Origin of the sequence: Flavobacterium sp. XN-5 (assembly GCF_008033395.2) — a bacterium.
Classification (GTDB): domain Bacteria; phylum Bacteroidota; class Bacteroidia; order Flavobacteriales; family Flavobacteriaceae; genus Flavobacterium; species Flavobacterium hiemivividum.
The window spans coordinates 225,959-238,285 of record NZ_VOGZ02000004.1; the positions used below are offsets into that span (position 1 = coordinate 225,959).

General features: G+C 35.6%; 7 protein-coding genes. 6 read left to right on the forward strand and 1 reads right to left on the reverse strand.

The features are described 5' to 3' along the window. The first annotated feature begins 57 nt into the window (after positions 1 to 57). From FQU23_RS09550 to FQU23_RS09575, 6 genes are all read left to right on the forward strand, one after another. Positions 58 to 1,902: a heavy metal translocating P-type ATPase gene (locus tag FQU23_RS09550; protein WP_113634468.1), complete on the forward strand. Its 1,845-nt coding sequence runs from the start codon at positions 58 to 60 to the stop codon at positions 1,900 to 1,902. 102 nt (positions 1,903 to 2,004) lie between these two features. Further along, positions 2,005 to 3,132 carry an efflux RND transporter periplasmic adaptor subunit gene (locus tag FQU23_RS09555; protein ID WP_113634621.1) on the forward strand — a complete coding sequence of 376 codons (1,128 nt, stop codon included), beginning with the start codon at positions 2,005 to 2,007 and terminating at the stop codon, positions 3,130 to 3,132. Positions 3,133 to 3,149: 17 nt separating this feature from the next. Beyond that, on the forward strand, positions 3,150 to 3,878 hold the full coding sequence (locus tag FQU23_RS09560; RefSeq protein ID WP_113634469.1) for a superoxide dismutase: 729 nt from the start codon (positions 3,150 to 3,152) through the stop codon (positions 3,876 to 3,878). Positions 3,879 to 4,760: 882 nt separating this feature from the next. Continuing rightward, the gene (locus FQU23_RS09565; RefSeq protein WP_147673608.1) at positions 4,761 to 6,392 is read left to right on the forward strand and encodes a beta-N-acetylhexosaminidase; all 1,632 of its coding nucleotides are present in this window, start codon (positions 4,761 to 4,763) and stop codon (positions 6,390 to 6,392) included. Between the two features lie 48 nt (positions 6,393 to 6,440). After that, on the forward strand, positions 6,441 to 8,735 hold the full coding sequence (locus FQU23_RS09570; RefSeq protein WP_147673609.1) for a family 20 glycosylhydrolase: 2,295 nt from the start codon (positions 6,441 to 6,443) through the stop codon (positions 8,733 to 8,735). 123 nt (positions 8,736 to 8,858) lie between these two features. Then, the gene (locus FQU23_RS09575; protein ID WP_147673610.1) at positions 8,859 to 10,625 is read left to right on the forward strand and encodes a DUF4091 domain-containing protein; all 1,767 of its coding nucleotides are present in this window, start codon (positions 8,859 to 8,861) and stop codon (positions 10,623 to 10,625) included. 96 nt (positions 10,626 to 10,721) lie between these two features. On the opposite strand, the gene FQU23_RS09580 is transcribed toward FQU23_RS09575, so the two are convergent. Then, complete coding sequence (locus FQU23_RS09580; protein ID WP_147673611.1) at positions 10,722 to 12,326, reverse strand: sulfatase; 1,605 nt, start codon at positions 12,324 to 12,326, stop codon at positions 10,722 to 10,724. Position 12,327: the final 1 nt, after the last annotated feature.

Below are 12,327 nucleotides of genomic sequence, written 5' to 3' on the forward strand. Positions count from 1 at the left end.
CGCCAATGATGATATGCGAATTACATATGACCGATAAAAAACAATAAATATCAACATATGAATTATACACAAACCTTTTTTTCGCGACAGTTCCTTTGGGAAATTGTACGGATCATAACAGTGGGAATAGCCTGTTTATTATTTTATTTCGATGTTATTCTATTACCCATTTTGATAGCCGCAATGGCTTTCGGTCTTTATTCGTTAGTAAAAACTGCGGTACTGGATATCATAAAAGAAAGAAAAACAGGTACCGAATTGTTTATAACCATAGCGGTCATAATTTCAGTTCTTGGCAAAGAATATTTGGCTGGTGCTGTCGTGCTTATGATCATCCTCATTGCAGAATATATTGCAAGTGCGAGCACTGAAAAAGCGAGAGCATCTATAAAAGAGTTGATTGGTTCCGTGCCTAAAACGGCAATAGTAAAAAAAGACAATCAGGAATCCGTAGTGCAAATAACCGATTTAAAAATCGGTGATATTGTTCTGGTAAAAGCTGGAGAAAAAATCCCTGTTGATGGCAAAGTGATTGGCGGATCAGGTTCTGTGAATCAGGCACCAATAACCGGCGAAAGCGTACCTCAAGAAAAAACAGCGGGAAGTGAAGCATTTGCCGGAACCATACTGGAATTAGGTGCGCTAGATATAGAAATGACTAAAGCAGGATTAGACACCGTTTTTTCGCGTATTATAGCCTTGGTGGAAGAGGCAGAAAGCCAGCAAGCACCTATTGAAAAATTCACAGATAAAGTGGCTTCATGGCTTATTCCGGTGGTATTTATTTTTGTTGGTACTGTTTACTTTTTTACCCGTGATGTCAAACTGGTGATTGCATTGCTGATTTTTACTTCCCCTGCCGAATTAGGTTTGGCAACACCGCTTGTGACCATTGCGGCAATTGCTCGTGCAGCGAGAGAAGGTATTTTGATAAAAGGAGGTTTGTTTTTAGAAGAGCTTGCTAAAGTAACTACCATTGTTTTTGATAAAACAGGGACATTAACCGTTGGAAGTCCTATTGTGAATACCGTTGAAATAATAGATCCTGCTTATAATGAAAACCAATTGGTTCAATTTGCTGCTAATGTTGACCGTCGTTCCAGCCATCCATTAGCAAAAGCAATCTTAAGCTATGCGGATCAATTAAAACTTACCTATGGCGAGCCTGAAAATTTCGAGGTGGTAAAAGGACGGGGTGTTTCCGCAAAAATAGATGGCAAATCGGTTTTATTAGGGAACAAGCTCTTTATGGAAGAAAGTAAAGTACCGGTGTCGAAATCCTCAGAAAATAGTACCGATACTGCTATTTATCTTTCAGTTGACAATAAATTGGCGTGTATCTTTTATATATCCGATGCGATACGCGAAGGTGCAAAAGAAATGATTGAAGGTTTAAGAAAAAGTGGAATTGAAAACATAATTATGCTTACCGGTGATAATCCTGAAACTGCCAAGCACGTTGCCAATCAGATAGGAATTACCGATTACAGAGCAAATTTATTGCCCGAAGACAAAATCAATATTATAAAAGAATTGCAAAAAGAAGGTTCAAAAGTAGCAATGGTCGGTGATGGGATTAATGATGCGCCTGCTTTAGTTCAGGCAAATATAGGCATAGCAATGGGTGCTATGGGAACCGAAGCAGCAATGGAAGCAGCCGACATCGTTCTGATGCAGGATAAGTTGGAAAAAATCGCAAAGGCTCGTGCTATTAGTAAAAGAGCCTATCGAACCATTCGTGAAAATATTTTTGTGGGAGTTGGCGTTGTTCATGTGATTGGAATTACCCTTGTCTTGCTTAAAATAATTGGACCAATTGAAGCAGCTGCTATTCATTTGCTTCCTGACACTTTAGTTTTTATTAATTCCGTAAAACTCCTTCGCGTTAAGATTGATGCCTAACCGATTAGCAAGGGCAATGAAATTTTAAATAACAAACACTATCTTACTATTCAAAATAAAATGAAATCGCAGATTCACAAACACCAAAATAAAAATACAATCATGAGTAAAAACACAATAGTTACAATAATGGCAATAGTATTCCTTTCTTCATGTGGAGACAAGAAAACTGAAAGCCAAACAGAAGCCACTCCAACTATCGAAAACACGACAACACTTACCGATGCACAAATAAAAAATGCAGGTATTGAAACGGGGAAAATAGAGCAAAAAGAAATTTCATCTACCTTAAAATTAAATGGAAAAATAGATGTACCGCCTCAAAATTTAGTTTCCATAAGTGTGCCGATGGGTGGTTATTTAAAATACACCAAACTTTTAGAGGGAATGTATGTAACCAAAGGACAAGTATTGTGCGTTGTAGAAGACCAGCAATACATTCAACTACAAGAAGATTACCTTTTGGCGAAAGCAAAAATAGGGTATGCAAAAGCCGAATTCGAAAGACAAAAAGAACTCAACCGAAGCAAAGCTAGCAGCGATAAAGTATATCAACAAGCACAATCAGAATACAACTCACTATCGGTAATGGTACAATCGTATGGCGAGAAATTAAAATTCGCAGGGATAAATCCAAGTAATGTTTCTACAAAGAACATTTCAAAAAGCATCAATATTTATTCGCCAATAAGCGGTTATATTTCTAAAGTCAATGTAAATATTGGCAAGTATGTAAACCCAAGCGATATTTTATTCGAGATTGTTAATCCTTTGGATATTCATTTGGCATTGACCGTTTTTGAAAAAGACATCAATAAATTGACTATTGGCCAATCAGTTATATCCTATACAAATACCAATCCTGAAAAAAAATATCTTGGCAAAATTATTTTAATCGGTAAGGATTTTTCCGAAAACAGAAGCACTGAAATGCATTGCCATTTTACAAATTACGACAAAGCACTTTTACCAGGAATGTATATGAATGCCGAAATAGAATTAAAAAGTCAGCAATCAAATGTATTGCCATCTGATGCTATAGTGAATTATGAAAACAAGAATTATATTTTTGTTGCCAAACAAAACAAACAATTTGAAATGAAAGAAATTAGAATTGGAACAGCTGAAAATGGGTTTACAGAAATTCTTTCAGACGATTTGAATGAGGCGACTATTGTGATTAAAGGTGCTTATTCACTTTTGATGAAAATGAAAAATGTAGAAGAATAAAAACGTAAATTTACAGTATGGACAGAAAAGAGTTTTTAAAATCAAGTACATTGTTTGGCGCAGCTGCATTAGTGCTTCCCACTACAAATGCGTTTCCCAAAAATTTAGCTGACAATTCAATTGATAAATTAGTAGATGTCAATGGTAATTATATTCAACAGACCTTACCCTATAGCGAAAGTTTTTTAGAACCCTATATGGATGCTGAAACCTTACATCTACATTATACTTTTCATCACGGTGGAGCAGTAAAAGGAGCGAACAAGGATTTGCAAATGATAAAAAAAGCGTTGGACGATAATAATTTGGAAACTGTAGATCTCTGGACGAAGAAATTATCCTATCATTTTTCATCACATATCTTGCATTCCATATTTTGGACAAACCTAACTAATAAAAAAACAGCACCACAAGGCGAGTTGCTAAAGCGAATAGAGAAAAATTTTGGGAGTTTCGATAAACTTAAAATCTTAATTGCTGCTACCGCAAAAAATGTAGATGGCAATGGTTGGGGAATTTTGGCATATCAGCCATACAGCAATAGTTTGGTGATTTTACAATGCGAAAACCATGAAAAACTAACACAATGGGGTGCCATTCCTTTATTGGTTATTGATGTTTGGGAACACGCCTATTATTTAAAATACAAAAATAAACGAACCGATTTCGTGGATGCTTTGTTTAATATTATTAATTGGGATAATGTAGCATTACGATTGAATGATGCGTTAAAATTGACATTATAAAATTTTGAAATTAGGATATCAGGACAAATGAGAAAATGACTCATTTGTTCGGTTCTTTTATTCATTAAATCGTTGTTAATCAAAATAAATATTATTTTCAATCACATTTATTCTTGGGGTTCGATACTCATTTTCATCAAAAAGCAATGCATTTTTCTGTATTTAAATTATTACAATTGGTTCAAGAAAACGTTTAGGACACTATTAGTAAAAAATATTAAATTAGCGTTAAACTGCAAAAATATTAAATAAACTTTTTGGACTATCATAAAATTACTTAATTTTGATTTTCAAAACATGAATTACATCATTCAATTTAAACAAGTTAATTCAATAATTTACTTAAAAAATGGCTTAAAATTGTCATGTTGAGTTTTGTGGCAAAATCGTGGCACATTAGTTTATAAGTAGTTGAAAATGCAGTATAGGCACGGGTTCCAGCTTATTGGTTCGAATCCTGCTCTCCCCACCAAATCGCTACAAGCAATTGTAGCGATTTTTTTTTGCCATAAATCCAAATTATATAGTAATCATGGATCAACACGAAAACCTGTGGAGCAGCAAAAATTAAGCATATATATTAGTTAGTCGAAAAAGTAATTTCATAAAATTAGTGGAATTAGATATTTTTTTAAATTATCAGAAAATTAACTGGTAGGTACTGGTTCGTATTACATTTAATCTTTTCTATTTTTGAAAAGTATCTCTGTTTTAATTAAAATAGAATGTAAAAAGTATTAATGGTTTTATTGTTAAATGAAACATAGTACTTCTTGGTTAATCAATGTGTTTTTGAAATCTCAACATTTTTTACATTTAAAAAAAAAATTACATTTTCTATTATTTGAAATCTAAAATCTAGTCCAACCTAAACTATTAACTATGAAATTTCTCTTATTTGCTTTCCTAGCACTTGCAACATTATCAAATTGTGCCGTAAAGAACAGGACATTTTCTGCTACCGAAATCGCAATTCTACCCAAACCAATGTCTATGGATGTACATGAGGCTTCTTTCGCTTTACAAGAAGGGCAAGCTATTTTTTCAAACATTGACGAACAACAATCAGCAGCTAAAGATTTACAGAATTACATCGCTACAAAAACAAAATTTAATTTTGAGGTAAGCAATGACAAGCAGGCAGCTATTGTTTTCGAGAAAAAAGAAGGATTAGATGCTGAAGCTTATGAGCTATCAGTTACTCCAAAAAAAATAATCGTTTCAGCAAGCAGTAAAGCGGGCTATTTTTATGGTGTGCAAACATTAAAACAACTGCTGTCTATTGAAATTTCAAAAGACGCACAAAAAAAGAGCTACTTAATTCCATCAGTTAACGTTCAAGATAACCCTCGATTTAAATGGCGCGCATTCATGCTAGATGAATCACGATATTTTCATGGTGAAGCTTTTGTTAAGCAAATGCTTGACCAAATGGCTTTGTTAAAAATGAACACCTTACACTGGCATTTAATTGATGATGCAGGTTGGCGTATCGAAATTAAAAAATACCCTCTTTTAACCAAAGTAGGTGCATTTCGCACGGATAGCGAAATTGGCACTTGGAAAAGCGGAAAAACATCTGGTAAACCTCACGGCGGATTCTATACTCAAGAACAAATAAAAGATATTGTTGCTTATGCGACAGCTCGCAACATAAATATAGTTCCTGAATTTGAAATGCCAGGTCATTCAAGTGCGGCTATTGCAGCTTATACTTGGTTAGGAACTGCAGGCGTTGCAATCGATGTACCAGTAAAATTTGGTCGTTTATATGATAATTACGATGTTACAAAACCTGAAGTTATCACATTTATCAAGGATGTTTTGAGTGAGATTTTCGAATTATTCCCTTCTGAGGTAATTCATATTGGTGGTGATGAAGTAGGATATGAAGTTTGGGAAAACTCTAAATCTGTTCAAAAATATATGAAAGAACACAACATCAATACTCCAGCAGATTTACAGATCGATTTCACTAATAAGATTTCGAATTATATTGAGTCCAACGGACGCCGAATGATGGGATGGAATGAAATTTTAGGAAAGAACATCCACACGGATTTTGCAGAAAAAAAAGCGGATAAAGAGGCGGAAACAGAATTAGCCAAAAACGTCATTGTACATTTTTGGAAAGGTGACATTAAATTATTGACTGATGCAGCAAAACAGGGTTATGGCATTGTAAATTCATTGCACGATAGAACGTATTTAGATTACAGCCATGAATCAATTTCCCTGGAAAAAGCATACAGCTTCAACCCAATTCCGAAGGATTTAGAGCAACAATATCATAAAAACATTTATGGCTTAGGTTGCCAAATGTGGAGTGAGTGGACGCCAACAAATAAGGATGTAGAGCGACAAGTTTTTCCGAGAATCGCAGCTTATGCTGAAGTGGGCTGGACAGCATTTGAAAATAAAAATTATGACAGTTTTAAAATAGCACTTAAAAAAATGCAGGATCATTGGGATACTTTAGGAATCAATTCCTTCAAAGACGCGAAAAAGAACTAAATTAAAACGAAAAATTAGCAAGCTATTAAACGATCAAACAATTAAAACATGAAATATTATTCGCTAATCTTGATGCTGCTTGCCGTATGCATCGGATGCCAGACTACTTCAAAAACATTTACGGATGCTGAAATATCGATCGTTCCGAAGCCTTCGTCTTTAGTACTTTCTCAGGGTTCTTTTTTATTTTCGAAAGAAACAACTATTTCGGTTCAGAATGAATCTCAGAAACCCGCTGCTAAATATTTATCAGATTTGTTTCAAAAAGCCGCTGGTTTTCCTATTTCAATTTTGGAGAACAAAAACAATACAACAATCGTTTTTCTAAAAGACGACAGTATTAAACCGGAGGCTTATCATCTAGAAGTGACTCCAAAAAAAATAAGTATTAAAGCGAGTGATGCTGCAGGTTATTTTTATGGCGTTCAAACCCTTCGTCAATTGCTTCCTCCTGCTATCGAGACAGCAAATAACGGCATTGCAAACTGGGCTGTTCCTAGTATTGTTATTACTGACCAACCTCGTTTTGCTTGGCGTGGTATGCAAATGGATTTTAGCCGTCATTTTTTTAGCATCGAAGAGGTGAAAACCTTTTTAGATTATATGGCTTTATACAAGCTCAACACCTACCACATGCATCTTACAGATGATCAAGGCTGGCGTATCGAAATTAAAAAATACCCTTTACTGACTGAAAAAGGAGCTTGGCGTGTTGAAAGTTCGCACGACAAAACCTGCAATGAATTAGCAAAAACAGATCCGTCTTTTATAATCGATCCGCAACATTACCACAATCGTGATGGTCAGAGAATGTATGGAGGTTTCTTTACACAAGTACAAATTAAAGAAATCATAGCCTATGCTGCAGCAAGACAAATTGAGGTGATTCCTGAGATAGACATGCCGGGACATTTAAAATCAGCGATCGATAATTATCCGTATTTATCTTGTACGAATGAAGCGGGATGGGGAGAAATTTTCTCAAGTCCGGCCTGTTTAGGAAAAGAAACTTCTTATGAATTCACAAAGAATATTTTGTCTGAAATTGCTGATTTATTTCCTTCAAAATACATTCATATTGGTGGTGACGAAGTGAATATCCAATCATGGAAAGAATGTCCGCTTTGTCAAAAAGCGATAAAAGACAACAAACTAAAAAACGAACACGAACTGCAATCATTTTTCAACAGAGATATTGAAGCTTTTTTACATTCTAAAGGAAAACGTCTTTTTGGTTGGGATGAAATTGTTGAAGGTGGCTTGTCTAAAGATGCTACAATGATGTGGTGGAGAAACTGGGCTCCAACAATGAGAGATATTGCCGCTAATAATGGCAATGACATGGTTATAACACCTTGTTTCGAATACTACTTTGATGCAAAGCACGAGGTTACTCCTTTCGAAAAAGTGTATAATTACGAACCAATTCCGGAAAAATTTACAGAAAAACAAGCTAAGCACATCTTAGGTATTCAAGCCAATTTATGGTCTGAAATGATACCGAATTTTAAACGTTTACAGTATCAAGCCTTCCCAAGATTTTTGGCATTAGCCGAAACTGCATGGACTTCGAAAGAAGATAAAAATCATGATGATTTTCAGAAAAGAATGGCAATTCAGTACAATAGATTAGATGCTTTGGATATTCAATACCACATCCCTGCCGTAACTGGCTTTAAAGATAAAGTAGCCTTCTTAGACAGGGCTATTATCAAATTAAACGCTCCTATAGATGGTATGACGATTTATTATACGACAGATGGAAGTGTTCCTACGAAGGCTTCTAAAAAGTATACAGGACCGATAGAATTTTCAGAAACTACTACTTTGAACACTATCGCCTACAGAGGCAATGTGGCAAGCGATACAAGAATGGCACTGATTGAAAAGCAAACGTACTTAGAACCTGTAACTATTAGTCCAAAATTAGGGTCGATAAAACGCTGGACCGCTGTTAAAAAGTTCACAGTTGTTGATTCTATTTCATTGCCTAAAAACGCCGAATTTACATCGGTTAACGAAATTAGTCTAGCTGGAAAAGAGGGAATAGAACAGCTTTCTATGGTTTTCAAAGGTTATTTTTATGCCGCAGAAGAAGGTTTATTTGAGTTTGCTACAAAGTCTGATGATGGTAGTTTACTTTACATCGGTGATAAATTTGCGGTGGACAATGGCGGAAATCATTCGGCTATCGAAAAAAATGGAATGGTAGCTCTAAAAAAAGGATGGCACCCACTTACTATAAAATACCATGAGGCAACTGGTGGTGGTGCATTAGATGTTTGGTTTAAAGCTCCAAGTGGTGATAAACAAGTTTTAAAGGGAGCATTTATTGGAGAATAATAGATCCTATTAACGTAACATAAATTAATCTTGAATGTCGAAAGTCATTCCTACTAAAAAATTAATGCTCCTGTTTCACCACAGGAGCATTAATTCTTAAAAGTCACTATTAAAACAAATCTAATGAAACTATTCGCTAAGTCTTTTTTCGTTTTTTCTATCTTTTTGATCTTTGCTTGTCAAAATCAGAAAAACTTTATAGTTGAGCAAACGTACCAAGAACCTCAAGACCCTACTCCATCTCAAAGTGAAAACTGGTCAGCAGATTCAAGAGGTTTGCAAGCGTCGATCACGACAACTGATATCCGCTTTGTACGAAGTGAAGTTCCAAAAGTAGAACAACAAAACTCATGGACTGGAACGGCTTGGAAAGGCGAGCGCATTTCGTTACAATTAGTTCTCTGGAGTAACGACTCTATCACAAAAGTAAATACCAAAATCACCGACTTCAAATCAGATTCTGGGCATAAATTGCCATCTACAGCTGCAACAATTAATTTCGTAAAATATGTAATCACAGACGAATTTGCAGCAGGTTGTGGCTACAGAAAACCCGAAGACTTCGCCTCTTCATTAGCCGCCGATATTTTGGAACCTGTGAATTCTTATTCGATAAAAGGACAAGAAGCAAGACCTATTTGGATCACAATTGACATCCCCGAAAATGCAGTAGCTGGATCGTACAACAGTATTTTTACATTAAATATTGAAGACCAAGAGAAAAAGCAATTTAATTTGAATCTAAAGGTTGTCGATAAAGTTTTACCCGCAGCGACCAACTGGAAGTTCCACTTAGATTTATGGCAAAATCCTTATGCAGTATCTCGTTTCCATGATGTGAAGCCGTGGTCACCGGAACACATCGCTTTGCTAAAACCAATCATGAAACGCCTTGCTGATGCTGGACAAAAAGTAATTACAGTATCCCTTAACAAACGTCCGTGGGGCGGTCAAACATTCGATCAATTTGAAGCTATGATTGAATGGAAAAAGAAAAAAGATGGCACATGGCAATACGACTATAGCATTTTTGACACTTGGGTCCAACTGATGATGGATTTGGGTGTGAAAAACCAAATTAGTTGTTATTCGATGGTTCCTTGGGGTAATGAATTTTACTATTTCGATGAAAAGGAAAACAAAGAAATAAAAATAAAAGCAGCGCCAGGAAATAAGGAATATGAGGATTTATGGATTCCGTTTTTAGAGCAATTTAAAGCGCATTTAGAACAAAAAGGATGGAATAAAATCACGCGAATTGCGATGGACGAACGTGGACCGGAAGAAATGAAAGCAATGCTGCAATTATTAAATAAATATGCGCCTGAATTTGGCGTTTCTTTTGCCGATAATCATAAAAGTTATAAGTTATATCCAAACGACTTAAAAGATATGTCTGTAGCATTTGGACACCCTGTGGATGCAGTTGATTTAGAACAAAGACGAGCTAATGATTATATAAGCACTCATTATGTTTGTTGTTCGGATAGTTTTCCAAATACCTTTACTTTTTCACCTCCTGCAGAGGGCGTTTTTATAGGCTGGTACACTATGGCAGCAAACTTTGATGGCTTTCTTCGTTGGGCATACAATAGTTGGACCGAAAAGCCATTAGATGATTCCCGTTTTAGAGCTTGGCCAGCGGGAGATACGTACATTGTGTACCCAGATAACCGAACGTCCATTCGATTTGAAACACTTCGCGAAGGGATTCAAGATGCCGAAAAAATAAGGATTCTTAGAGAGGATCTTTTAAGGGATAATAGATTAGACGACCTAAATCGTCTAAACCAAATTGTAGCGCAATTTAATATAACTGCAAAGCCAGAAAATTTAGAAAGCATGCTTAAAGAAGCAAAAAAAGCACTCAATGTGTTAGCAGAAAAATAATCCTGATCTAGAAATACTTCAATAAAAAAAGTCACGGATAGATTACTCATTATGAATAATCTATCCAGTGACTTTTTTACCTAAAAACCAACTATATTACTTTTTGTAAATTTCTATATAGTGATTGTCTAGTTTCTCTGAATCCTTATATTTTTTACGTGTGTCTTTTAGTTTTTGCTTCATTTCTTGAACGACTTTGGCATAAGCAGGATCATTAATCACATTATTTACTTCCTGCAGATCTTTCTTTCGATCGTACAACTCCCACTCATTCACATCGTGATAAAAATGGATTATTTTAAACTCTTTAGTAGCGATACCATAATGTCTTTTTACCGCGTGCTCTGCAGGATACTCATAGTAATGATAGTAAATTGCTTCTCTGTCCCAAGTTTCTTTTTTACCAGTTAGTAATGGCACCAAGCTTTTACCTTGCATATCAGTAGGTGCAGTTACACCTGCAGCTTCCAGAAAAGTTTGTGCAAAATCTAAATTTTGTACCATCTCATCTTCGGTAGTTCCAGGAGTTATTTTATTTGGCCATTTAATCAACAATGGCGTTTTAAATGACTCATTATACATAAATCGCTTATCAAACCAGCCGTGTTCTCCTAGGTAAAATCCTTGGTCAGAGGTGTAAACAACAATTGTATTATCGGCTATTTTTTCTTCGTCCAAATAATCCAACAACCTTCCCACATTATCATCTACAGAAGCAATAGTTCCTAAATAATCCTGCAAGTACCTTTGGTATTTCCAAACGGTAAGTGTAGAATCATTCATCGTAGGATATCGTTTTTTGAAATCTTCGTTGATAGGTCCATAAACAGCATCCCATTTAGCGCGTTGATCGGCTGTCATTCGACCCAGACTTTCACCTAGATTATTCCAATCCTCTAATCCCAGTTCTTTCATTGTTTTTCGGGTAAGCTTATTGTCATTAACTAAGGACATATGTTTTAGAATACCCATTTCGGCAGTTCTTGCTGCAGTACCTCGTGTATTGTAATCATCAAAAAGAGTTTCTGGTAAGGGAAATGTTTTCTTGGTAAATTCCTTGTAATACTTTTCACTTGGTAACCATGCGCGATGCGGCGCTTTATGCAGGTACATCAACATGAAGGGTTTGTTTTTATCTCTACGGTTTTTCATCCAGTCCAGCGTAAGATCGGTGGTAATATCAGTAACATAACCTTTGATAATGGTGTCACCTTTTTGAGTAATAAAAGTTGGATTATAATATTCACCTTGCCCTGGCAAAATTTTGAATTCATCAAAACCTTTTGGGTTGTTACCAAAGTGCAGTTTTCCAAACATGGCAGTTTGATAGCCCGCTTTCTGTAAGATTTGCGGAAAGGTTACATTCGTAGTGTCAAAATGACTTAAATTATCAATTTTTCCGTTGATGTGGCTGTGTTTTCCAGTAAGAATAACAGCTCTAGATGGCGCACAAATAGAATTGGTTACACTTGCGTTAGTAAACAACATTCCTTCCTTTGCAATTCGATCAATATTAGGTGTATTGATCAGTTTATCACTATAAGCACTTATGGCCTGATACCCATGATCATCAGACATGATGAAAATGATATTTGGTTTTTCGGCGGTTTTCTGTTGTACTCTCTTTGTTGTATTCTTAATTTGGCATCCAAAAAAAGAAGCGGTAAAAATAAGAGCAGCGAAGACTTTAACTTTGTTCATA